Origin of the sequence: Paracoccus sp. J39 (assembly GCF_000518925.1) — a bacterium.
Lineage (GTDB): Bacteria > Pseudomonadota > Alphaproteobacteria > Rhodobacterales > Rhodobacteraceae > Paracoccus.
In genome coordinates, this window is record NZ_JAEN01000002.1 from 179,249 (window position 1) to 203,152 (window position 23,904).

18 protein-coding genes and 1 tRNA gene are annotated in these 23,904 nt (G+C 69.4%); 11 read left to right on the plus strand and 8 right to left on the minus strand.

The genetic code is table 11. The annotated features are described in order from the left end of the window. Positions 1-3: 3 nt before the first annotated feature. The 3 genes from ctaD to lipB form a co-directional block, all read right to left on the minus strand. Positions 4-1,680, minus strand: a complete 1,677-nt coding sequence (gene ctaD, locus L632_RS0102835) for a cytochrome c oxidase subunit I (protein WP_028712542.1) — start codon at positions 1,678-1,680, stop codon at positions 4-6. 173 nt (positions 1,681-1,853) lie between these two features. Continuing rightward, positions 1,854-2,327, minus strand: a complete 474-nt coding sequence (locus L632_RS0102840) for a cytochrome c family protein (RefSeq protein ID WP_028712543.1) — start codon at positions 2,325-2,327, stop codon at positions 1,854-1,856. A 140-nt stretch (positions 2,328-2,467) separates the two neighbouring features. Next, on the minus strand, positions 2,468-3,124 hold the full coding sequence (lipB, locus tag L632_RS0102845; RefSeq protein ID WP_028712544.1) for a lipoyl(octanoyl) transferase LipB: 657 nt from the start codon (positions 3,122-3,124) through the stop codon (positions 2,468-2,470). A gap of 232 nt (positions 3,125-3,356) precedes the next feature. Here lipB and metH point away from each other — a divergent pair, with 232 nt between their 5' ends. The 3 genes from metH (at position 3,357) to L632_RS0102860 (ending at position 8,951) form a co-directional block, all read left to right on the plus strand. Beyond that, positions 3,357-7,118, plus strand: a complete 3,762-nt coding sequence (metH, locus tag L632_RS0102850) for a methionine synthase (protein ID WP_028712545.1) — start codon at positions 3,357-3,359, stop codon at positions 7,116-7,118. 78 nt (positions 7,119-7,196) lie between these two features. Next, positions 7,197-7,283: transfer RNA gene (locus tag L632_RS0102855), tRNA-Leu, on the plus strand. A 381-nt stretch (positions 7,284-7,664) separates the two neighbouring features. Continuing rightward, complete coding sequence (locus L632_RS0102860) at positions 7,665-8,951, plus strand: O-acetylhomoserine aminocarboxypropyltransferase/cysteine synthase family protein (protein ID WP_028712546.1); 1,287 nt, start codon at positions 7,665-7,667, stop codon at positions 8,949-8,951. A 39-nt stretch (positions 8,952-8,990) separates the two neighbouring features. Here the strand turns inward: L632_RS0102860 and L632_RS0102865 are convergent, their stop codons facing one another. Next, positions 8,991-9,824 (minus strand): SIMPL domain-containing protein, encoded by an 834-nt coding sequence (locus L632_RS0102865; protein ID WP_028712547.1) that lies wholly within the window; start codon positions 9,822-9,824, stop codon positions 8,991-8,993. 196 nt (positions 9,825-10,020) lie between these two features. Here L632_RS0102865 and L632_RS0102870 point away from each other — a divergent pair, with 196 nt between their 5' ends. The 3 genes from L632_RS0102870 to L632_RS0102880 all read left to right on the plus strand — a co-directional run bounded on the left by L632_RS0102870 (position 10,021) and on the right by L632_RS0102880 (position 15,792). Continuing rightward, positions 10,021-13,278: a hypothetical protein gene (locus L632_RS0102870; RefSeq protein WP_028716341.1), complete on the plus strand. Its 3,258-nt coding sequence runs from the start codon at positions 10,021-10,023 to the stop codon at positions 13,276-13,278. A gap of 266 nt (positions 13,279-13,544) precedes the next feature. Then, positions 13,545-15,059, plus strand: coding sequence for an Asp-tRNA(Asn)/Glu-tRNA(Gln) amidotransferase subunit GatB (gatB, locus tag L632_RS0102875; RefSeq protein ID WP_028716342.1), 1,515 nt, complete (start codon positions 13,545-13,547; stop codon positions 15,057-15,059). A 223-nt stretch (positions 15,060-15,282) separates the two neighbouring features. Beyond that, the gene (locus L632_RS0102880; RefSeq protein WP_028712550.1) at positions 15,283-15,792 is read left to right on the plus strand and encodes a DUF4177 domain-containing protein; all 510 of its coding nucleotides are present in this window, start codon (positions 15,283-15,285) and stop codon (positions 15,790-15,792) included. A 70-nt stretch (positions 15,793-15,862) separates the two neighbouring features. On the opposite strand, the gene L632_RS0102885 is transcribed toward L632_RS0102880, so the two are convergent. Next, positions 15,863-16,078 carry a SlyX family protein gene (locus tag L632_RS0102885; RefSeq protein ID WP_028712551.1) on the minus strand — a complete coding sequence of 72 codons (216 nt, stop codon included), beginning with the start codon at positions 16,076-16,078 and terminating at the stop codon, positions 15,863-15,865. A gap of 48 nt (positions 16,079-16,126) precedes the next feature. Between L632_RS0102885 and hisS the strand changes: the two genes are divergently transcribed. The 4 genes from hisS to L632_RS22005 are packed head-to-tail and all read left to right on the plus strand — an operon-like array spanning position 16,127 to position 19,788. Then, positions 16,127-17,611 (plus strand): histidine--tRNA ligase, encoded by a 1,485-nt coding sequence (gene hisS, locus L632_RS0102890; RefSeq protein ID WP_028712552.1) that lies wholly within the window; start codon positions 16,127-16,129, stop codon positions 17,609-17,611. Beyond that, entirely contained in the window at positions 17,608-18,690 is a 1,083-nt protein-coding gene (locus L632_RS0102895; protein ID WP_028712553.1) for an ATP phosphoribosyltransferase regulatory subunit, read from the plus strand. Before hisS ends, L632_RS0102895 begins: the two co-directional genes overlap by 4 nt. Next, entirely contained in the window at positions 18,687-19,364 is a 678-nt protein-coding gene (gene hisG / locus L632_RS0102900; protein WP_028712554.1) for an ATP phosphoribosyltransferase, read from the plus strand. Before L632_RS0102895 ends, hisG begins: the two co-directional genes overlap by 4 nt. Positions 19,365-19,416: 52 nt before the next feature. Next, positions 19,417-19,788 carry a hypothetical protein gene (locus tag L632_RS22005; protein WP_232215679.1) on the plus strand — a complete coding sequence of 124 codons (372 nt, stop codon included), beginning with the start codon at positions 19,417-19,419 and terminating at the stop codon, positions 19,786-19,788. A 51-nt stretch (positions 19,789-19,839) separates the two neighbouring features. On the opposite strand, the gene ftsY is transcribed toward L632_RS22005, so the two are convergent. After that, positions 19,840-20,883 (minus strand): signal recognition particle-docking protein FtsY, encoded by a 1,044-nt coding sequence (gene ftsY, locus L632_RS0102910; RefSeq protein ID WP_028712556.1) that lies wholly within the window; start codon positions 20,881-20,883, stop codon positions 19,840-19,842. Between the two features lie 128 nt (positions 20,884-21,011). Beyond that, positions 21,012-21,941 carry a class I fructose-bisphosphate aldolase gene (locus tag L632_RS0102915; RefSeq protein ID WP_028712557.1) on the minus strand — a complete coding sequence of 310 codons (930 nt, stop codon included), beginning with the start codon at positions 21,939-21,941 and terminating at the stop codon, positions 21,012-21,014. A 408-nt stretch (positions 21,942-22,349) separates the two neighbouring features. Here L632_RS0102915 and L632_RS0102920 point away from each other — a divergent pair, with 408 nt between their 5' ends. Continuing rightward, positions 22,350-22,535: a hypothetical protein gene (locus L632_RS0102920; RefSeq protein WP_156929451.1), complete on the plus strand. Its 186-nt coding sequence runs from the start codon at positions 22,350-22,352 to the stop codon at positions 22,533-22,535. A gap of 41 nt (positions 22,536-22,576) precedes the next feature. Here L632_RS0102920 and pgk read toward each other — a convergent pair whose 3' ends face one another. Then, entirely contained in the window at positions 22,577-23,773 is a 1,197-nt protein-coding gene (gene pgk, locus L632_RS0102925; RefSeq protein WP_028712559.1) for a phosphoglycerate kinase, read from the minus strand. Positions 23,774-23,904: the final 131 nt, after the last annotated feature.

A 23,904-nucleotide genomic window follows, 5' to 3' on the forward strand; every position in this document is an offset into this window, starting at 1 on the left:
GGATCAGTGCGCGTGCGCGCGATCCCAGTCCTCGCGCTTCGGCAGCTGCTCGAAGGTGTGCTCGGGCGGCGGCGAGGGCAGGGTCCATTCCAGCGTGTCGGCATGCTCGTTCCAGTAGTTCGGCACGTTGACGCGCTTGCCGGCGAAGAGCGTGTAGAACACGATGCCGATGAAGAACAGGAAGGAGGCGAAGGAGATATAGGCGCCGATCGACGAGATGTTGTTCCAGTAGGCGAACTCGACCGGATAGTCGATATAGCGCCGCGGCATGCCCTGGCGGCCCAGGAAGTGCTGCGGGAAGAAGATCAGGTTCGAGCCGATGAACATCATCCAGAAATGCAGCTGGCCCGCCCATTCCGGATATTGCCGGCCCGACATCTTGCCGATCCAGTAATAGACCCCGGCGAAGATGCCGAAGACCGCGCCCAGCGACATCACATAGTGGAAGTGGGCCACGACGTAATAGGTGTCGTGATAGACCCGGTCCAGCGGCGCCTGGCTCAGCACCACGCCGGTCACGCCGCCGACGGTGAACAGGAACAGGAAGCCGAAGGCCCAGAGCATCGGCGTCTTGAACTCGATCGAGCCGCCCCACATGGTGGCGATCCACGAAAAGACCTTGATGCCGGTCGGCACGGCGATGGTCATGGTCGCCAGCATGAAATAGGCCTGCTGGGTCAGCGACATGCCGGCCGTATACATGTGGTGCGCCCAGACCACGAAGCCCAGGATACCGATCGCGGCCATGGCCAGGACCATCGGCAGGTAGCCGAAGATCGGCTTGCGCGCGAAGGTCGAGATCACGTGGCTGATGATGCCGAAGCCGGGCAGGATGATGATATAGACCTCGGGATGGCCGAAGAACCACAGGATGTGCTGATAGAGCACCGGGTCGCCGCCGCCCGCGGGGTCAAAGAAATGCGTGCCGAAGTTGCGGTCCATCAGCAGCATGGTGATCGCGCCGGCCAGCACCGGCAGCGACAGCAGGATCAGCCAGGCAGTGATGAAGACCGACCAGGCGAACAGCGGCACCTTGAACAGCGTCATGCCGGGGGCGCGCATGTTCAGGAAGGTGGTGATGATGTTGATCGCGCCCAGGATCGAGCTGGCGCCCGAGACGTGGACGGCAAAGATCGCTAGGTCCATGGAATAGCCCGACTCGGTGGTCGAGAGCGGCGGGTAGAGCACCCAGCCCACGCCCGAGCCCGGCTGGTCCGAGCCGCCCGGCGCCAGAAGCGAGGCGATCCCCAGCGCGACGCCGCAGACATACATCCAGTAGGAGAGGTTGTTCAGCCGCGGGAAGGCCATGTCCGGGGCGCCGATATGCAGCGGCATGAAATAGTTGCCGAAACCGCCGAACAGGGCCGGGATGACGACGAAGAACATCATGAGCACGCCGTGATAGGTGATCATGACGTTCCACAGATGGCCGTTCGGGGTGCATTCCGCCGAGGCGTCGGCGATGAAGCGGGCGCCTTCGAGGCACATGTATTGCACGCCGGGATGCTGCAGCTCCATCCGCATGTAGACGGTGAAGCATACCGAGATCAGGCCGACGACGCCGGCCGTGAACAGGTACAGGATACCGATATCCTTGTGGTTTGTTGACATGAACCAGCGGGTGAAGAACCCGCGGGTGTCATGATGGTCACCGTGGCCGTGAACGGCTGCGTCTGCCATGCGTGGACTCCCTAGACATGCGGCTGGCCGGCGCGGGGGCCGGCGGACTCACGTTGGTTCTAGACCACAATCCTACCCCTCGCAATGCGCGGAAAGCAGTAAAAAACACGCCCCCGTGCGCTTTTGCGGCGCGCCGGGGGCGTGATTGCCGGGCCTTCGCGGCGGCGAAGGCGTCAGTTCGCTTCGGCTTCGGCCGGTTCCGCCTCGGCGCCTGCCTCGCCCCCCGCATCGGGCGAATGCTGCGCGAGGAAGGCCACGATATCGGCCTGGTTCTTCGCGAGCTTGAAGGTCATCTTGGTCTTGAGCGACTTGTCGCCCACCTTTTCCTCGACATATTTGTTCGGGTCGGTGATGTAGCCGGCCAGGTCCTCGGTGGTCCAGACCTCGCCGGCCTCGCCCAGCTTGATCAGCGCCTCGGAATATTTGAAGCCTTCTTCGGTGCCGGCCTGGCGCCCGACCACGCCGTAGAGGTTCGGCCCGGTCTTGCCGCCCTTGACGATGTCGGTGCCGTCCGGGGCCTGGACCATGTGGCAGGCCTTGCATTTCTTGAACTCGTTCTCGCCCTTGGCCGGGTCGCCCGCATCCTGGGCGGCGGCAGGCAGGGCGAGGCTGATTGCGGCGAGAGTGGCGTAGATGCTGATCTTCATCGCGTTTCCTCTGGGTATCGTTCTCCTCCGGGGTCGGACCTCTCCGCTTCCCGCCAGACAGGGCTATCATGCGTCAAGCCGGCGGAATACCGGAAAAAGGTCGCAGAACCGGCAAGGGTGAATATGTCGCAGGGCGAAAATCAGCCGGCGAGCGGCGGGAAGTTCCGCGGGAAGGTGCGGCGCAGGGCGTCGTCCAGATCGCCCATGCCGACCGGCAGGCCCATGTCGACCAGGCTGGTCACGCCGTGCCCCTGGATGCCGCAGGGCACGATGCCGGCATAATGGCTCAGCTCCGGCTCCACGTTGATGGCGATGCCGTGGAAGCTGACCCATTTGCGCAGCTTGACGCCGATGGCGGCGATCTTGTCCTCGCGCATGGAGCCGTCGGGCAGGGGCGCCTTGTCGGGCCGGGCGATCCAGACGCCGACCCGGCCGTCGCGGATCTCGCCCTTCAGGTTGAACTCGGCCAGCGCGTCGATGACCCAGGCCTCCAGCGCCTTGACGAAGGCGCGCACGTCGCGGCCGCGGCGGTTCAGGTCCAGCATGACATAGACGACGCGCTGGCCGGGCCCGTGATAGGTATATTGCCCGCCCCGCCCGGTCTCGTGCACCGGGAAGCGCGCCTCCAGCAGGTCGGTGGCACGAGCCGAGGTGCCGGCGGTGTAGAGCGGCGGATGCTCGACCAGCCAGACCAGCTCGCCCGCCCGGCCCTCGGCGATGGCGGCAGCGCGCGCCTCCATGAAGGCTGTGGCTTCGCGGTAATCGGTCAGGCCGGGGGCGGTGATCCATTCGGTCATGAGCGGCGAGATAGTCCGGGCGAGGGGCCATCGCAAGGGGGGCGCGGTCGGTCCCGGCCGGGCCGTCGCGGTGGGGGCTGTCTGCCCCCACACCCCCGAGGATATTTCCGCAAGAAAGAAGCACGAGCATCCGATGATGAATCCCGTGCATGATCATTCTGCAGATGTTGAATTTCACTAACGGAAGAACTGTGGCTATACAGCACATTCAATGAAACGCGCGGACCGACACATGACCTTGCCCCTTTCCCCCGTCTTCGACGCCCTGCGCGCGGCTGCGCGTGACCGTATCCTGATCCTCGACGGCGCGATGGGGACGCAGATCCAGCAGCTTGGCCTGAAGGAAGACGATTTCCGCGGCCATGGCGGCGGCTGCGCCTGCGGCTGCCATCCGCCCGCGCCGGGCGAGCATCCGCAGCAGGGCAACAATGACCTGTTGAACCTGACCCAGCCCAAGGCGATCGAGGAGATCCATTACCGCTATGCCAAGGCGGGCGCCGATATCGTCGAGACCAACACCTTCTCGTCCACGACTATCGCGCAGGCCGATTACGGCATGGAATCCGCGGTTTACGATCTGAACCTCCACGGTGCCCGCATCGCCCGCCGGGCGCTGGACCGCGCCACGGCCGAGGACGGCCGGCCGCGCTGGGTTGCCGGCGCGCTGGGGCCGACCAACCGCACCGCCTCCATCAGCCCGGACGTGAACAATCCCGGCTATCGCGCCGTCACCTTCGACGATCTGCGCATCGCCTATGCCGAGCAGCTGCGCGGGCTGGTCGACGGCGGCGCCGACCTGATCCTGATCGAGACCATCTTCGACACGCTGAACGCCAAGGCCGCGATCTTTGCCTGCGAGGAGGTGTTCGAGGAGAAGGGCCAGCGCCTGCCGGTGATGATCTCGGGCACCATCACCGACCTGTCGGGGCGCACGCTGTCGGGTCAGACCCCGACCGCCTTCTGGTATTCCATGCGCCATGCCGCACCGGTCACCATCGGGCTGAACTGCGCGCTCGGCGCCGCAGCCATGCGCCCGCATCTGGCCGAGCTTTCCGGCGTCGCCGACACGCTGATCTGCGCCTATCCCAATGCCGGCCTGCCGAACGAGATGGGCCAATACGACGAATCGCCCGAGGAGATGGCGGCGCAGGTCGCCGAATTCGCCCGCGAGGGGCTGGTGAACGTGGTCGGCGGCTGCTGCGGCTCGACCCCCGAGCATATCGCCGCCATCGCCCGCGCCGTGGCCGACCTGCCGCCGCGCGCGATCCCCGAGATCGAGCCGCGCCTGCGCCTGTCGGGGCTGGAGCCCTTCGTCAAGACCGACGACATTCCCTTCGTCAACGTGGGCGAGCGCACGAACGTCACGGGGTCCGCGAAATTCCGCAAGCTGATCACCAACGGCGACTATGCCGCGGCGCTGGACGTGGCCCGCGACCAGGTCGAGAACGGCGCCCAGATCATCGACGTCAACATGGACGAGGGGCTGATCGATTCGAAGCAGGCGATGATCGACTACCTGAACCTGATCGCGGCCGAGCCGGACATCGCCCGCGTGCCGGTGATGGTCGACAGCTCGAAATGGGAGGTGATCGAGGCCGGGCTGAAATGCGTCCAGGGCAAGGCCATCGTGAACTCGATCAGCCTCAAGGAGGGCGAGGAGAGCTTCCTGGCCCAGGCCCGGCTTTGCCGGCGCTACGGCGCCGCCGTGGTGGTGATGGCCTTCGACGAGACCGGGCAGGCCGATACCGAGAACCGCAAGGTCGAGATCTGCGCGCGCGCCTATGACCTGCTGGTGAACGAGGTCGGTTTCCCGCCCGAGGACATCATCTTCGACCCGAACATCTTCGCGGTGGCGACGGGCATCGAGGAGCATGACAATTACGGGCTCGATTTCATCGGCGCGACCCGGCGCATCACCCAGTCCCTGCCGCATGTGCATGTCTCGGGCGGGGTCTCGAACCTCAGCTTCAGCTTCCGCGGCAACGAGCCGGTGCGCGAGGCGATGCATGCCGTGTTCCTCTATCACGCCATCCAGGCGGGGATGGACATGGGCATCGTCAATGCCGGCCAGCTGGCGGTCTATGACCAGATCGACCCGGGCCTGCGCGAGGCCTGCGAGGACGTGGTGCTGAACCGCAAGCCCAGGGCCGGCGGCACCGCGACCGAGAACATGCTGGAGATCGCCGAGCGCTTCCGCGGCGAAGGCGGCGCCAAGGCGCGCGAAAAGGACCTGACCTGGCGCAGCTGGCCGGTCGAGAAGCGGCTGGAACACGCCCTGGTCAACGGCATCACCGAATATATCGACGAGGATACCGAGGAGGCGCGGCTGAAGGCCGAGCGCCCGCTGCACGTGATCGAGGGGCCGCTGATGGCGGGCATGAACGTCGTGGGCGATCTTTTCGGCTCGGGCAAGATGTTCCTGCCGCAGGTGGTGAAATCGGCCCGGGTGATGAAGCAGGCCGTGGCGCATCTGCTGCCCCATATGGAGGCCGAGAGGGCGGCGGCGGGCGGCGCGGGCGGTTCCTCCAGCGCCGGCAAGGTGCTGATGGCGACGGTCAAGGGCGACGTGCACGACATCGGCAAGAACATCGTCGGCGTCGTGCTGGCCTGCAACAATTACGAGATCATCGACCTGGGCGTGATGGTGCCGGCGACCAGGATCCTGGAAACCGCCAAGGCCGAGAAGGTGGACATCATCGGCCTGTCCGGCCTCATCACCCCCTCGCTGGACGAGATGGTGCATGTCGCCAGCGAAATGGAGCGCGAGGGCTTCGACATCCCGCTGCTGATCGGTGGGGCCACCACGTCGCGCGTGCATACCGCGGTCAAGATCCATCCGCGCTATGCCAGGGGCCAGGCGGTCTATGTCACCGACGCCAGCCGCGCGGTGGGGGTGGTGGGCAGCCTGCTGTCCGGCCAGAAAAATGCCTATGTCGAGACGATCCGCAGCGAATACATGGACGTGGCCAACAAGCACGCCCGGGCCGAGGCGGACAAGAAGCGCCTGCCGCTGGCAGCCGCCCGCGGCAATGCGCTGCGGATCGACTGGTCGGGGTTCGAGGCCAGGACGCCGGAATTCCTGGGCCCGCGGGTGATCGAGGATTTCGACCTGGCCGAGATCGCCCGCTATATCGACTGGACGCCGTTCTTCCAGACCTGGGAGCTGAAGGGGGTCTATCCACGCATCCTTGAGGACGAGAAGCAGGGCGCGGTGGCGCGGCAGCTCTTTGCCGATGCGCAGGCCATGCTGCAGCGCATCATCGACGAGCAATGGTTCCGCCCGCGCGCAGTCGTCGGCTTCTGGCCGGCGAACCGGGTCGGCGACGACATCCGGCTGTTCACCGGCGAGGATCGCGCCGCCCCGCTGGCGACCCTGCACACCCTGCGCCAGCAGGTGAGCAAGCGCGACGGCCGCCCGAACGTGGCGCTGGCCGATTTCGTCGCCCCCGAGGGCATCCGCGACTATGTCGGCGGTTTCGTCGTGACGGCCGGCGGCGAGGAGCAGCAGATCGCCGACCGGTTCAAGGCCGCGCATGACGATTTCTCGGCCATCCTGGTGCAGGCGCTGGCCGACCGCTTCGCCGAGGCGCTGGCCGAGATGATGCATGAACGGGTGCGGCGGCAATACTGGGGCTATGCCGAGGAAAGCTTCACCCCCGAGGAACTGATCGCCGAGCCCTACAAGGGCATCCGCCCGGCGCCCGGCTATCCGGCCCAGCCCGACCATACCGAGAAGGTGACGCTGTTCCGGCTGCTCGACGCCACCGCGGCGACCGGGGTCGAGTTGACCGAGTCGATGGCGATGTGGCCCGGCGCCTCGGTCTCGGGCCTCTATATCGGCCATCCCGAGGCCTATTATTTCGGCGTCGCCAAGGTCGAGCACGACCAGGTGCTGGACTATGCCGAGCGCAAGGGCATGTCGGTGCGCGAGGCGGAACGCTGGCTGGCGCCGATCCTGAACTACACCCCGCAGGCGGCGGTCGCGGCCGAGTGAAAAGAAACCCGCGGCGGGCGAAAAAATGCCCTTTTCATCCGCCGCGCAAGCGTCTATGAGACGCGGGCCTACGGACGTGCGGTCGTGGCGGAATTGGTAGACGCGCAGCGTTGAGGTCGCTGTTCCTTAACCGGAGTGGAAGTTCGAGTCTTCTCGACCGCACCATATTTCCCTTGCATATCAAGCGGTTGCGCATGGTCGCGGCGTCAGCCCTGAGGGGCATGGCATCCGCTGGCGGTCCGTGCCGGGCGAGAGGGGGCGTTGCCCCCGTCCCTGCGGGACTCCCCCAGGATATTTGGGCAAGAAAGAAGGGCTGGAGACGGTCCCCGCAGCGGTGCCGGAGGTCCTGAAGCCGCGCATGCCGGGCCAGGAAAGACGCTGGCGAGATGGAAGGCTTTCCTTGGGAAAGCATTCTGGAAAACAGTTTTTCTCCAGGGATTTCCTGCGACATCATGGTGTTTCTTTCCGCGCGGCCTGGCGCCGATTTCCGTGGATTTCCGCCATGGCTTGCGCCTAGTCTCTGCCCCGAACCAGGGGAGAGTTTCCATGTCCGAGAATTGGGGTTTCGACACCACCGCCATCCATGCAGGCAGCGCGCCCGACCCGGCGACCGGGGCGCGGCAGGTACCGATCTATCAGACCACCGCCTTTGTCTTCAAGGACGCCGCCCATGCCGCGCGGCTCTTCGGCCTGCAGGAGGTCGGCTATATCTATTCCCGCCTGACCAACCCGACCGTCGCGGCGCTGCAGGCGCGCGTGGCCGGGCTGGAGGGCGGGGCCGGCGCGGTCTGCTGCTCCTCGGGCCATGCGGCGCAGATCATGGCGCTGTTCCCGCTGATGGGACCGGGGCGGACCATCATCGCCTCGACCCGGCTTTACGGCGGCACCATCACCCAGTTCAGCCAGACCATCAGGCGCTTCGGCTGGTCGTGCAAATTCGTCGACCTGGACGATCTCGACGCGCTGCGCGCCGCCATCGACGACGACACCCGCGCCATCTTCTGTGAATCGATCAGCAATCCCGGCGGCTATGTCACCGATATCCCGGCGGTCGCGAAGGTTGCGGACGAGGCCGGCCTGCCGCTGATCGTCGACAACACCTTGGCCACGCCCTTCCTGTGCAAGCCCATCGAGATGGGCGCGACGCTGGTCGTCCACAGCCTGACCAAATACATGACCGGCAACGGCACGGTGACGGGCGGCGTGATCGTGGATTCGGGCAAGTTCGACTGGTCGGCCTCGGGCAAGTTCCCCAGCCTGTCGGAACCCGAGCCCGCCTATCACGGGCTGAGGTTCCACGAGACCTTCGGTGCGCTGGCCTATACCTTCCACGGCATCGCCATCGGGCTGCGCGACCTGGGCATGACCATGAACCCGCAGGCCGCGCATTACACGCTGATGGGCATCGAGACGCTGGGCCTGCGCATGGCGCGCCATGTCGAGAATGCGCAGAAGGTCGCGGAATGGCTGGAGAAGGATCCGCGCGTCACCTCGGTCACCTATGCGGGCCTGGCGTCGTCGCCCTGGAACGCGACGGCGCGGCGGGTCTATCCCAAGGGGGCGGGGGCACTGTTCACCTTTGCGATCAGGGGCGGCTATGACGCGGCGGTGAAGCTGGTCGACAACCTCAAGCTGTTCAGCCACGTGGCGAATCTGGGCGACTCGCGCTCGCTGGTGATCCATTCCGCCTCGACCACGCACAGCCAGCTGACGGACGAGCAGAAGATTGCCGCCGGGGCCGGCCCGGACGTGGTGCGGCTGTCGATCGGCATCGAGGACGCCGCGGACATCATCGCCGACCTGGATCAGGCGCTGGCCGCCGCCACTGCCTGAGGCGGAACGGGCGGCGAGTCGCCTCGCCGCTCGCCTTGGTCAGTTCGCCGGGGCTTCCTCGGCCTCGCCTTCGCCCTCGGGCGCCGGCGGCTCGCCGCCTTCCGGCGCATCGGCCGGCTGCATGGCGAAGACGGCGGTGACATTGGCGCTGACGGCCAGCTCGCCCGCCTCGATCGGCGTGTCGGCGGCGCCGGCCGCCTCGGCGCGCATGGCCATCATAGGCCGCGGCCCGCCGCCCATCTGCACATCCGACAGCGAGATCAGCCGGCCGAGCCGCATCCCCGCCGCCTCGGCCATCACCTCGGCGCGGCGGCGCGCATCCGCCACCGCCTCGATGCGGGCCTGGTCCTCGGCCTCGGCCATGTCCTCGCGCGAGAAGCCGATGCCGCTGATCTCATTGGCGCCCGAGGCGACCAGCTTGTCCAGCACCGCGCCCAGCCCGCCGATGTCGCGCACCCGCACGGTGACGCTGTTCTGCGCGCCGTAGCCGGTCAGCTTCGGCGGCTGGCCGTCCTGATAGTCGATCACCGGCGACAGGTTCAGCCCCGAGGTCTGGATGTCGCGCGCCTCGATGCCCTCGGCCTTCAGCGCCTCGATGACCTTGGCCTGCTGTTCGGCGTTCTGCGCCATGGCCTCGGCGGCGGTGGCGGCGCGGGTGCTGACGCCCAGGGTGATCGTGGCCAGGTCGGGCTGGGCCGTGGCCTGGCCCTGGCCGGTCACGGTCAGCCGGGCGACGGGGGAATGTTTCATGCCATGATGTCCCATAGGTGCGGGCAGCGGCGGGGCGTCGGGCGGGGCAGGCTGCGCGAGCAGCGGGCCAGCGCCCAGAACGATCAGCGTCGCGGCGGCGATCAGGGGTCGGAATTGGGGCATCGGGTGGTTTCTCCTTGGCGCGCCGGAGCGGTGCGGTCGCGCGATTGTCCTCATGAGCCCGTATAACCCCGGAATTTCGTTCCGGATGCCTCACAATCCGGTGTTCTGCTTTTCACGGATCGCGTTCTGGGTTAGTCCGAAGGGACCAATGACCAAGATGCGCCCCGGCGCCCGGAACCGAAAGCAAAGCCTGTCGATGTCGCTTGATTCCGTTACCGAATACGCTCTCTCTTTCAGCGAGGATGCCGTGCATCTGCAGCGGCGCGACCGGACCGGCGGTCAGGGCGGCGCGAACTGGCGGCATCTGGGTTCGGTCGATTTCGCTTCCGCCAGCTTCCGCGAGGAATTCACCCGCCTGCGCGCCATGGCGACCGGCGCCGGAGTCGAGGCGGCGCTGCCGGTCACGCTGGTCATTCCCGACGACCAGATCCTTTATACCACGCTGACCGTCGCGCCCGGCGCCGACCGCGCGCGCGCCGTGGGCCGGGCGCTGGACGGGCTGACCCCCTATGCCATCGACGACCTGGCCTTCGACTGGGAGGGCGACGGCGACAGCGTGCGCGTCGCCGCCGTGGCCCGGCAGACCCTGCGCGAGGCCCACGATTTCGCCATGCAATACGGGTTCGAGGGGCAGGGCTATTGCGCGACTCCTGCCCCGGATCTCTATCCGGGCGAGCCGGTCTTCGTGCTGGAGCCTGCGGCACGTGCCCGTCCGCAGGTCGATCCGGCGCAGGCGGCGGTGACCGCTTCGGCGCTGCTGATCGAGGAGGAACCGCCCGAGGCGGGGGACGCGCTGGATCTCGGCGGCGATCAGGCCGAGGACCCGGACGAGGAAATCGCGGCCGGGGACCCGCCCGGGCCGCCCTCGGACGGGCCGTTGTCCCCGCCGGAAGATGGCGAGACTTCGGCCGCGCCGGCCCGGCAAGCCCAAGAAACCGCGGCGCAGCCGTCGGACGAGGAAGCGCAATCCGCCGCAGCGCCGTCGCCGGTGGACGCGGCCGCGCCCAGCCCGGACGCGGAGGTTGTTGCGGGTCCGGCCGCGCCGCTTGACGGCCCGGCTTCGGCCGCGTCGCCATCCCCTGCCGGGCCCATCCCTGCCGAAGCGGCGCCAGAGGCCGAAGCCCCTGCCGCCGAACCCGCCCCTGCCGCCGAGGCTCCGGTCGCCGGCCCCGATCCGGTTGCGCCCCCGACCCAGGCGGTGGATGCCGATCCTGCCGAGCCGCGGCAGCAGCCCGAACCCCTTGCAACTGCGGCAATCGGCCCTGCGCCCAAGCCCGGCGAGCCGAAGGAAGATTCCGCCCCGGCCGCGCCACAGGTCGAGGCCGCCCCGGTCGCGGAAACCGCTGTGGCCGGGACATCGGCCTCGCGCGCCGTTCCGCCGGCCGGCCCTGCCGGCTCGGCGGCTCTGAACGCGCGCGCGCGTGCCGTGCATGACCGCGCCGCCGGCGCCCGTCAGGCCCGGCCCGTCGGCGCCGCCCCGGTTCCGCCCCGCCGCCCGGGCGAGCGCGGCGGGCTTCTGGGACTGGTCGCCATGCTGGGCGTGCTGGTCCTGGGCCTGATCCTGATCTGGGCCTTCCTGGTTCCGGAAAGGCAGGGCGGTCAGCTTGCCGCCATCGCCCCCGCCGAGCAGGCCGCGCCGGCGCAGCCCGTTCCGTCCGCGCCGACCCCGGCCGAGCCCGACCCGGCCCCCGACGCAGCCGCCGCGCCGGCCCCGGCTGCGGCTGCCGACCCAGCCCCCGCCCCGGTCCCGACCGCTGCCTTGCAGCCGGCGGCCGCGCCGCTGCCGTCCGCCGCGCCGCAGCCCGATACCGCCCCGGCGGGCACCGTCCTGCCCGCCGCAACGCATGCCGCGCCGGTTTCGGCCCTGACCGAGGAAGAGCAGCGTCGCGTTCTGGTTGCCGGGACCGCCGTCGCCGCCGCGGTGATCTCCTCCTCCGCGCCGGCCTCGGCCCCTGTGCCGGCGGATCCGGCCCCGTCTCAGGCCGGCATTTCCGCCACCGTTCCGGCCCGGACCGTCGTCTCGGCCCGCCCCGCAGCGGCACCGGCGGCATCGCGGAACCCTGCGCCGGCCGCTGCGCAGACCCGGCCGGCCGCCACCCGGCTGACCAGCTCGGCCCGGCCGCAACTGGCGCCGCGGCGCACCACGCCGCAGGCCAGCGTGCCGCGCGCCGACACCGCGCCCAACCTGCCCGCGAACCCGCTGCCCTTCGAGGCGAGCCAGCGGCAGGCCCGGCCCGTCACCAGCGCCCGTCCGCCCGAGCGCAGCCGCCGCGCCGCGCCTGCGCCCGCGGCCCCGGCGGCCCCCGTCGCGGCCGCCCCGGCCGGTGCCCAGCCCGTCGCCACGACCAGCAGCGCCGCGCTGCGCGGCTCGGCCCGGCCGCCCTCGCGTCCCGAAGGCTCGGCCCCCGAGCTTTCGCCCGGCCCTTCCGGCAGCGGCGGGGCCGACGGGTTGACCCCGGACGAACGGCAGCATCTGCGGATGCTGATCCGCGATCTGGGGCGCTCGGGTCTGGTGTCGCTGCGCGCCGCGCCGCCGCCGGGCGAGCGTCTTGCCCAGGTCCGGCCGCAGCGCAAGCCGGGCACGGCCAGCGATGCCGTCAGCCCTTCGGCCATCGACGACGCGCTGAGGTCGGCGACCACGCCGCCACCGGACAAGCCCGAACGCGCCGCCGCCCCCGCTGCCGCGCCCGCCCGGGATTCGGGCGGGCTTTTGCATGGCTCGGCGCGCCCGCGGGCCCGGCCCGGTGCGGCGGCCGTCTCGGGCCAGGCGGTCGAGGCGGCGATCTCGGCCGCGGTCGAGGCTTCGCCGGCCACGCCGGGCGGGGTGCAGCTTTCCGCCCTGGCCTCGTCGCCGCTGCCGCCCCGGCGCGGCGATGCCGCCCCCGCGGCGGCGGCCGCCCCCGCTGCCGTTCCGCCCGCAGCGCCCGAGGCCGCGCCGCCGGCCGCCCCCGGACCCAGCGAGGCCGAACTGGCCGCGCGCCGCGCCCTCGACGAGCAGCTGCAGGCCCAGGCCGAGGCCCGCATCCGCGCCCGTGCCGCCGCCGACGCCAAGGCCGAGGCCGAGGCCCGCGCCCAGGCCGAGGCCCGGGCCCGCGCCCAGGCCGAGGCCGAGGAACGCGCCGCCCGCGCCCGACGCCAGGATTACAAGCCGCCCGAGATCGACAACGAGCCCGAGATCGCGGCCGGCGCCGTGGGCAAGGGCGCGACCACCGCCACCGTGGCCAAGGCGGCCACCCAGGCGCGCGGCCTCGACCTGGGCCGCACCACGGTCATCGGCATCATCGGCGCCGGCAAGGCCAGCCGGGCGCTGATCCGGCTGCGCAACGGCAAGGTAGTGACCGTGCGGCTCGGCGACCGCATCGACGGCGGCACCATCAACTCGATCGGCGACGGACGGCTGACCTATGTCAAGGCGGGCCGCACCCATGAATTGCGGATGCTGGACGGCCGCTGATCCGGCCTTCGTCCCGCCGGTCGCGCGTCCGCTGTGAGCCGAGGCAGCGCAGACCGGCACCTGCCGCCCGCGCGAGGGCCTGCACCTGTCCCGTCCCGCTGCTTGCGGATACGGCCATCTGCCTGCCGCTGTCGCCCCGCCTTCGCCGACGGCATGCCCCGCACAGCGCCGCGGTGCGGTTCGCGTCGCCGGCTCGCCGGTCCCGGCTCTTGCGAGCCGCGCCCCAAGCGCCTAGAAGGCTGGGCAGCCTTGCCAGGGAAAATGCCATGCTCGACCATCTGACCTATACCGCCCCGGAACCGAAGATCATTCAGGGCGCGAAACAGGACTGGGAACTGGTCATCGGGCTGGAGGTCCATGCCCAGGTCGCCTCGAACGCCAAGCTGTTTTCCGGCGCCTCGACCGGCTTCGGCGCCGAGCCGAACAGCCATGTCGCTTTCGTCGATGCCGCCATGCCGGGCATGCTGCCGGTGATCAACGAATTCTGCGTGGCGCAGGCGGTCAAGACCGGCCTCGGCCTCAAGGCGCGGATCAACCTGGTCTCGGCCTTCGACCGCAAGAACTATTTCTATCCGGACCTGCCGCAGGGCTACCAGATCAGCCAGCTCTACCACCCCATCGTGGGCGAGGGCGAGGTGATCGTCGACATGGCCCCCGGCATCGCCCGCCGTGTCAGGATCGAGCGCATCCACCTGGAACAGGATGCCGGCAAGTCGATCCACGACATGGACCCGAACATGTCCTTCGTCGACCTGAACCGCACCGGCGTCGCGCTGATGGAGATCGTCAGCCGCCCAGACATCCGCGGCCCCGAGGAGGCGGCGGCCTATGTCGCCAAGCTGCGCCAGATCATGCGCTACCTCGGCACCTGCGACGGCAACATGCAGAACGGCAACCTGCGCGCCGACGTGAACGTCTCGGTCTGCGCCCCCGGCGCCTATGAGCGATATCAGGAAACCGGCGATTTCAGCCATCTCGGCACCCGCTGCGAGATCAAGAACATGAACTCGCTGCGCTTCATCCAGGCCGCCATCGAATACGAGGCCCGCCGCCAGATCGCCATCATCGAGGACGGCGGCACGGTTGTGCAGGAAACCCGGCTCTACGATCCCGACCGCGGCGAGACCCGCTCGATGCGCTCGAAGGAGGAAGCCCACGACTATCGCTATTTCCCCGATCCCGACCTCTTGCCGCTCGAGATCGAGCAGGACTGGGTGGACGGCATCGCCGCCGCCATGCCGGAACTGCCCGACGAGAAGAAGGCGCGCTTCGTCAAGGAGCTCGGCCTGTCGGAATATGACGCCGGCGTGCTGACCGCCGAGGTCGAAAGCGCCGATTACTTCGAGCAGGTGGCCGCCGGCCGCGACGGCAAGATGGCAGCGAACTGGGTCATCAACGAGCTGTTCGGCCGGCTGAACAAGGAAGGGCTGAGCGTCGAGACCTCGCCGGTCTCCGCCGCCCAGCTCGGCGGGGTGATCGACCTGATCGGCTCGGGCGCGATCTCGGGCAAGATCGCCAAGGAGCTGTTCGAGATCCTCTGGACCGAGGGCGGCGACCCGGCCGAGATCGTGGAATCGCGCGGCATGAAGCAGGTCACCGACCTCGGCGCCATCGAGGCGGCGGTGGACGAGATCATCGCCGCGAACCCGGCGCAGGTGGAAAAGGCCAAGGCCAACCCCAAGCTGGCCGGCTGGTTCGTCGGCCAGGTGCTGAAGGCGACCGGCGGCAAGGCCAACCCGGCGGCGGTGAACGAGCTGGTGGCGAAGAAGCTGGGCGGCTGACTTGTCAGGGGCGTCCCGAGACGGTGCGCCCCGCCCATCCGCATGGGCCGGGCGGCGTCCCCGCCGGCCCTCGCCGTCCGGCTCTAGGCAGGCCCATCGTGCCCGGCTTTCCCTCCTTCCGCTCCCGAACATGTGCAGCGGGCGACGCGCGCCGGCATTGCGCAGCCCGCTTCCCTTGGCCGGCCATCTCGCCTAACCTTCGGCCCAAAGGAAAGGCATCCGCATGAGCAGCTACGAATACACCGTCATCCCCGCACCCGCCCGCGGCGAAAAGGTCCGGGGCGCGAAATCCGGGATCGAGCGTTTCGCCGCCACGCTGACCGATGTGCTGAACGACATGGCCCGCGACGGCTGGGACTATGTCCGGGTCGAGACACTGCCGGCCGAGGAACGCTCGGGCCTCACCAGCCGAACCACGGTCTATCACAACCTGCTGATCTTCCGCCGCGCCCTCGCCGCGCCCGGCCGGCAGCAGGTCCCCCTGCCGGCCGCCACGGCCGAGCCGCAGCCCGCCGAACCTGCCGCCATGGAACCCGCCGCCGAGGAAACCCCGGCCGGCACCGCCCAGCAGCCGGCGCGCGGCCCCTTCAGCCAGCCGATGCGCGCCACCCCCAAGCCGGCGCCGCTGGCCGCCCCCGGCAACCATACCCGTGCCCGCGCCGCCGAGCCGCCGCTGACCGCGCCGCAAGCCCCGGCCCCGGCCGGCCCGCGCCTCGGCCCCGCCAGCCGCTGATTTCTCCGTTTTCCAAATACTCCGGGGTGAGCCCCCGGCACGGGGGCGAGGGGCAGCGCCCCTCGGGCCCTCACCAATGCGGCGGCCGCTGGTCCGCCAGCGGCACGGTGCCCGCCTCGGATTCGCGTTCGGCCTCGCGCTCCATCAGCATGCCGACATGGCGCGCCAGCCGGGCGATCTCGCTTTCCTGCCGGGCCACGATGCCCGACAGATCCTCGACGGTGCGCGCCAGATAGGCCACGGCTTCCTCCAGCCGCTCGATGCGTTCCTGCGTCTGCTTGTCCATTCATCCTCCATCCGTTAGACCGCCGCATGGAAAAGCCCGAGGCAAACCATGGCGAAAGATCAGAAGAAACAGCCCCGTCCCAAGGCCGAGACGCCCAAGGGGTTCCGCGACTATTTCGGCGCGGATGTGACCGAGCGCAAGCAGATGCTCGACCGCATCGCCGAGATCTATCATCGCCACGGCTTCGAGCCGCTCGAAACCAGTGCCGTGGAAACCGTCGAGGCGCTGGGAAAGTTCCTGCCCGATGTGGACCGCCCCAATGCCGGCGTCTTTGCCTGGCAGGAGGCCGAGGTTCCGGGTGGCGGCGCCGGCGACTGGCTGGCGCTGCGCTATGACCTGACCGCGCCGCTGGCCCGCGTCGCCGCGCAGTTCCGCAACGACCTGCCCAGCCCCTATCGCCGCTATGCCATGGGCCCGGTCTGGCGCAATGAAAAGCCGGGGCCGGGCCGCTTCCGCCAGTTCTACCAATGCGACGCCGATACCGTGGGCTCGGCCTCGGTCGCCGCAGATGCCGAGATCTGCGCCATGCTGGCGGCGGCCTTGGAACATGCCGGCATCGCCCGCGGCGACTACCTGATCCGCATCAACAACCGCAAGGTGCTGAACGGCATCCTGGAATCCACGGGTGTGGCCGAGGGCAAGCCTGCCGACGACGTGCTGCGCACCATCGACAAGTTCGACAAGGTCGGCGAGGAAGGCGTGCGCCAGTTGCTCACCACCGGCCGCAAGGACGAGTCCGGCGCCTTCATCGAGGGCGTGGGCCTGAGCCCGGAACAGGCCGGTCCGGTGCTGGCCTTCCTGACCTCGAAGGGCGCGGACAACGCCGCGACGCTGCAAAACCTGCGCGCCGCCGTCGGCGCCTCGACCGTGGGCGCCGAGGGCGTGGACGAACTGGCCCAGATCGCCGGGATGCTTACCGCCATGGGCGTGGGCGAGGATCGCGCCGTCATCGACCCCTCGATCGTGCGCGGCCTGGGCTATTACACCGGCCCGGTCTTCGAGGCCGAGCTGACCTTCGAGATCCTCGACGACAAGGGCCGCAAGCGCCAGTTCGGCTCGGTCGCCGGCGGCGGGCGCTATGACGGGCTGGTGGAACGCTTCACCGGCCAGAAGGTGCCCGCGACCGGCGTCTCCATCGGCGTGGACCGGCTGCTGGCCGCCCTGCGCGCCAAGGGGCTGATGGGCGGGGCCGAGCCGGGCCCGGTCGTCGTCACCGTCATGGACCGCGAGCGCATGGCCGATTACCAGGCCATGGCGGCGGAACTGCGCGCGGCCGGCATCCGCGCCGAGGTCTATCTGGGCAACCCCAAGAACTTCGGCAACCAGCTGAAATATGCCGACAAGCGCAATGCCCCGGTCGCCGTCATCCAGGGCGGCGACGAGGCGGCGCGCGGCGTGGTGCAGGTCAAGGACCTGATCCTGGGGGCGAAGATCGCGGCCCAGGCCAGCCACGAGGAATGGAAGGCCCAGCCCGCCCAGACCGAAGTGGCCCGCGCCGATCTGGTCGCCGAAGTCCGGCGCATCCTGGGATGAGCAAGCGCGAGAAACAGGCCATCGGCCAGCAGATCCTTGCCGCCTTCCGCGCCGCCGGGGCCGAGGAGGTCGCGCCCGACCTGCTGCTGCCGGCCGAGACCTTGCTGGACCTCTATGGCGAGGACATCCGCGCCCGCGCCTATGTGACCCAGGACCCGATCCGCGGCGAGATGATGCTGCGCCCCGACTTCACCGTGCCGGTGGTGCAGATGCACATGGCCAGCGGCGCCGAGCCCGCCCGCTATTGCTATCTGGGCGAGGTGTTCCGCAAGCAGGACCATGGCGAGACGCGCCCCGAGCATCCGCGCGACAACGAATACCTGCAGGCGGGCTTCGAGCTTTTCGCCCGCGACCCGGACGCCGATGCCGAGGTCTTCGCGCTGTTTCACGACATCCTCGCGCCCCTGAAGCTGCAGGCCAGCATGGGCGACATGGACCTGCTGATGGACGCGGTGCGCGCCTTGCCGCTGTCGGGCGCGCGCCGCGCCGCGCTTTTGCACCACATCTGGCGGCCGCGGCGCTTTGCCAAGGCGCTGGCGCGCTTCGCCGCGCCGGCCGAGGCCCGCAGCTTCCCGAAAAGCGCCGCGCCCTGGACCGGGCTGCGTTCGCCGGCCGAGATGCAGGCCCGCATCGACCGGCTGCGCAGCGATGCCGCCGAGGCGCCGCTGCCGCCGCAATGGGTCGAGCGGCTGGAGCGGCTGTTCGCCATCCAGGCCCCGGCCCCCGAGGCGCTGCGGCAGCTGCGCGGGCTGGCGGCCGAGATCCCCGATATCGCCGAGGCGGTGGACCGGCTGGAACGCAACCTGGCGGCGCTGTCCGCGCGCGGCATCGACGTGGCCCAGGTGCATTTCGACGCCAGCCATGGCCGGCACACGATGGAATATTACGACGGCATGACCTTCAGCTTCGCGGCGGCGGGGCGCGAGGACTGGCCGCCCGTCGCCTCGGGCGGGCGCTACGACGCGCTGGCGGCGGTTCTGGGCCAGGCGCAGGGCCGCTCGATCCCGGCGGTGGGCGGCATCATCCGGCCGGGTCTGGTTTACGAATTGGGGGGCCAGGTCTTGGGGAAAGCAGCATGATCCGGCTGGGCGTGCCGTCCAAGGGACGGCTGATGGAGCAGTGCTTCGACTGGTTCGCCGCCCGCGGCGTGACCCTGTCGCGCGCCGGGTCCGAGCGCGAATATGCCGGCCGGGTCGACGGGGCCGGGGACGTGGCGCTGGTGCTGCTTTCGGCGGGCGAGATCCCGCGCGAGCTCATGGCCGGCCGCATCCATCTGGGCGTGACCGGCACCGACCTGATCCGCGAGAAGCTGGCCGGCTGGCGCAGCCATGTCGAGGAACTGGCGCCGATGGGCTTCGGCCATGCCGACCTGATCCTCGCCGTGCCCGCCTGCTGGTCGGATTGCGAGACCCTGGACGATTTCGCCACCATCGCCCGCGATTTCCGCGCCGAGCACGGCTTCCGCCTGCGCATCGCTACCAAGTATCACCGGCTGGTGCGCGCCTGGCTTTCGGCGCAGGAGGTCGCGGATTACCAGCTGGTCGACAGCCAGGGCGCGACCGAGGGCACGGTGGCCAACCTGACCGCCGAGGCCATCGCCGACATCACCTCCTCGGGCGAGACGCTGCGCGCCAACCACCTGAAGATCATCGGCGAAGAACCGATCCTGCGCTCGCAGGCGACGCTCTTGCGCTCGCTGGCGGCGGGGGACGAGGCCGAGGTGCGGGATTTCGCGGCACGGCTCGGGCTCTAGAAACCTCGGGCGGGGCAGGGGCGTTGTGCCTTGCCACCTGTCACGGAGAAAGATGATGCGCTTGGCCGCCCTGATGCTGATCCTGTCCGCAAGCCCCGCGCTCGCCGCCTCCGCGGAGGCCTGGGAGCAGTTCCGCCAGGATGTCGAGACGGCCTGCACCGCGCTGGCCCCCGAAGCGGGCGAGACGGCCATCGAGGTCAACCCCTTCGGTTCGGAAAGCTATGGCGCGGCGCTGCTGATCACCACGCTGGCCGATGGCGGGGTGGATCGTTACGTCTGCATCTATGACAAGCAGGCCGGAACCGCCGAGCTGACCGCGCCCTTCACGCCGCCGCAGGAAGTGGTCGAGCCGCAGGCCGATGCGGCGGGCAATGTCGCGCCGGTCGAGGACACCCGGACGGACGCGCATCTGGTCAAGCCGTGACGCCCGCGCCTGTCGCGCGGCCGCATGGGTATTTGAAAAACAGAGAAAGCTTCAGTCGAGCCCGACCAGGGCCCGCGCGAAGTCTCGGGCGTCGAAGGCGTCGAGATCGTCGATCTGCTCGCCCACGCCGATGGCATGGATCGGCAGGCCGAAGCGGTCGGCCAGGGCCACAAGAACGCCGCCGCGGGCGGTGCCGTCCAGCTTGGTCATGACCAGGCCCGAGACATCGGCGAGCTTCTGGAAGGTCTCGACCTGGCTCAGCGCGTTCTGGCCGGTGGTGGCGTCCAGCACCAGCAGGGTGTTGTGCGGCGCCGAAGGGTCCTTCTTGCGGATGACGCGGACGATCTTGGCCAGCTCCTCCATCAGGTCCTGGCGATTCTGCAGGCGGCCGGCAGTGTCGATCATCAGCAGGTCGGCGCCCTCGGCCTCGGCCCGGGTCATGGCGTCGAAGGCGAGGCTGGCGGGGTCCGAGCCCTCGGGCGCGGTCATCACCGGCACGCCGGCGCGCCGGCCCCACACCTGCAATTGCTCGACGGCGGCGGCGCGGAACGTGTCGCCGGCCGCGATCACCACCTTCTTGCCCGCCGCCTTGAACTGGCTGGCGAGCTTGCCGATGGTGGTGGTCTTGCCCGAGCCGTTCACCCCCACCACCAGAACCACCTGCGGCCGCTTGGGATAGAGGGGCAGGGGCTTGGCGACCGGGGTCATGATGCGGGCGATCTCCTCGGCCAGCAGCTCTTTCAGCTCGGTGGCCGAAATGCGGCGGCCCATGCGGCCTTCGGCGATATTGGCGGTGACGCGCAGCGCCGTTTCGACACCCATGTCGGCCTGGATCAGCATCTCCTCGAGCTGCTCCAGCATCTCGTCGTCCAGCTCGCGGCGCGGCTCGGCCGTGGCGGCCTGGCCGAAGATGCGGCCGAGAAGCCCGGGCTTGGCGGGCGTGTCGGAGATCGGGGCTTGCGGGGCCGGGGCCGCGGGCGGCACCGGCGCGGCGCTTTCCGGTTCGGCGCCTTCGGACACGATGTCATCCAGCCCCGCGCCGATCTTCGACGAGGACCGCGTCAGCCGCTCGCGCAGTTTCGAGAAAAACGCCATGCACCCATCCTTCTGCCTGTGGCGCAAGAGACTAGGCGTTCCGCGGCCAAAGGAAAAGGGCGCCTGCGAAGCGCCCTTCTTTCTTGTCGAAATATCCCGGGGGTGTGGGGGCAGCGCCCCCACGGCGCTCAGGCCTTGCCCAGATAGATGTCGACCAGCTTCTGCAGCATGTCCAGCGCATCCTCGCGCGAGCGCTGAAAGCTGTTGCGGCCGATGATCGAGCCGTTGCCGCCGCCGTCGCGGATGGCGCGGGCGTCGTCATAGACCGCATCCGCGCCCTTGGCCGCGCCGCCCGAGAACACCACGATGCGCCGGCCGTTGAAGGCCGACTGCATGCAATGCGCGACGCGCTTGGCCTGGGTCGAGATGTCGATGCCCTTGGCCTCGTAGACCTTCTTCGCCTCGCCCAGTTCCAGGTGGTCGGTCGAGAGCTTGATCTTGATGACATGCGCGCCGATCAGCGCCGCGATCTGCGCGGCATAGGCGGCGATGTCGATGGCGGTCTCGCCGTCCTTGCTGATCGCCTCGCCGCGCGGATAGGACCAGATCACCGTCGCCACGCCCTTGGCTGCGGCTTCCTTGCGCATCTCGACGATCTCCTCGATCATGTCGAGCGCCATGTCCGAGCCCGGATAGATGGTGAAGCCGATGGCCGAGCAGCCCAGCCGCAGCGCGTCGTCCACCGAGGCGGTGATCGCCTGGTTCTTGCCGGCCGTGTCCGACATCAGCGAATTGGCCGAGTTCACCTTGAGAATGGTCGGGATCTGGCCGGCGAAGGTGTCGGCGCCCGCCTCGATCATGCCCAGCGGCGCGGCATAGGCGTTCAGCCCGGCGTCGATGGCCAGCTGATAGTGGTAATGCGGGTCGTAGCCGGCCGGGTTCGGTGCAAAGCTGCGCGCCGGGCCGTGCTCGAACCCCTGGTCCACGGGCAGGATGATCATCTTGCCGGTGCCGGCCAGCTTGCCGGTCATCAGCATGCGGGCCAGCTGTGCCTTCACACCCGGCGCTTCGCCCTCGTAATTGGCGAGGATCTTGCGGACGGTATCGGTCATCTGCATCGGGAACTCCATGTCTGAATGCGGGCTGATTAACAGACCCGTCGCCGAGGGCAATCGCGATTGCGCTAACGGAACCGGCGGCGGCGGTCCGGCGCTGTTGCGAGGTCGGAATTGCCGGGATCCCCGGGGCAGCCGAAGACCGCGGCGGCATTCCCGAACCAATCCGCCAGAACCTCCGTTTCCCCTGGTGCGGGGCCGGCCTCCTTGGTCTCGATCGGGGCCCTTTTTCTCGCTATCTGTCCCTCGATACCGACTCGCGTGATGCCGGCGCAACCTGCCGCCCGCCGCGATCTCCGCGGCCCTGGCGGTCGAGCCCGCCCCGTCAGGGGGAACGGATCCTGCGTCCTGCCGCACAACCTTGACGGGAACCGGGCCGTCGAGGCAGGGTTGATCGAAGAGGAGGCGCCCATGCCCGACGATCCTGACCCCGACCGTGAACGGGCCGCCCGCCGTCATCTCGTGCCGATCATCGGCATGGGTGTGGCGGTGATCGTGGCGGTGATCGCGCTCATCCTGTTCATCACCGCCGGGTCCGGGAAGCAGGACGACGCGCCGCGCGCCGACCCGCCCGCCCAGCCTGCTGCGCAGGACTGAGGCGGCGTCGGGCAGGCGGCCGCGCGGCCCCCTGCCTGCCGTCAGCGTTTCTGCAGCGCCGCCACGCCCGGCAGTTCCTTGCCCTCCATCCATTCCAGGAAGGCGCCGCCGGCGGTCGAGATGAAGGTGAAATCGCCCGAGACGCCGGCCTTGTTCAGCGCCGCCACCGTGTCGCCGCCGCCGGCGACCGAGATCAGCTTGTCCTCGCGCGTCAGCCGCGCCGCTTCCTGCGCGGCGGCATTGGTCGCGGCGTCGAAGGGCGGGATCTCGAAGGCGCCGAGCGGGCCGTTCCAGATCAGCGTGCGGCAGGTCTCGAAGACCTCGCGGATCTTCGCCACGGTCGCCGGGCCGGCGTCGAGGATCATCGCATCGGCGGGGCAGGCGTCGGCCGCCACCGTCTCGCTTGCCGCGCCGGCCTTGAACTCGCGCGCCACCACCACGTCCACCGGCAGGTGGATGGTGCAGCCGGTCTTGCCGGCCTTTTCGAGGATGTCGCGCGCGGTGTCGGCCATGTCGCGCTCGGCCAGCGACTTGCCGACCTCGATGCCCTGGGCGACCAGGAAGGTGTTCGCCATGCCGCCGCCGATGACCAGGTGATCGACCTTCTCGATCAGGTTGCCGAGCAGGTCGAGCTTGGTCGAGACCTTGGCGCCGCCGACCACCGCCACCACCGGGCGCTGCGGATTGCCGAGCGCGGCGTCCAGCGCCTTCAGCTCCGCCTCCATCAGCCGGCCGGCGGCGGCGGGCAGCAGCCGCGCGATGCCCTCGGTCGAGGCATGCGCCCGATGCGCGGCCGAGAAGGCGTCGTTCACATAGGCCTGACCCAGCGCCGCCAGCGAGGCGGCGAAGGTCGCGTCATTGGTTTCCTCGCCCGGATAGAAGCGGGTATTCTCCAGCAGCAGCACGTCGCCCTTGGCAAGATCGGCCACGGCGCGCTTGGCGGGGCCGCCGATGGCTTCCTCGGCGAACTTCACCGGCTGGCCGAGCGCCTTTTCCAGCGCCGGGATCACCACCTTCAGGCTCATGCTGTCCACGCGCTGGCCCTTGGGGCGGTCGAAATGCGCCAGCAGCACCGGGATGCCGCCCCGGGCCTGGATGTCCTTGACGGTCGGCACGATCTTTTCGATCCGGGTGGCGTCGGTGACCTGGCCGTTCTCGACCGGGACGTTCACGTCCACGCGGACAAGCACCACCTTGCCGTCAAGCTCCAGGTCGTCGATCGTGTTGAAATCCGCCATGGTCTCGTCCCTTTCCTGATGGGCTTTGGCGCCCGTGCGCGGTTTTCCCGCATCATGACATTTTCGTCAACCGGCCCCGCAATCATGGACGGCGGCGAACCGCCGGGGGCAATGGCGGCGTTGTATGGGCG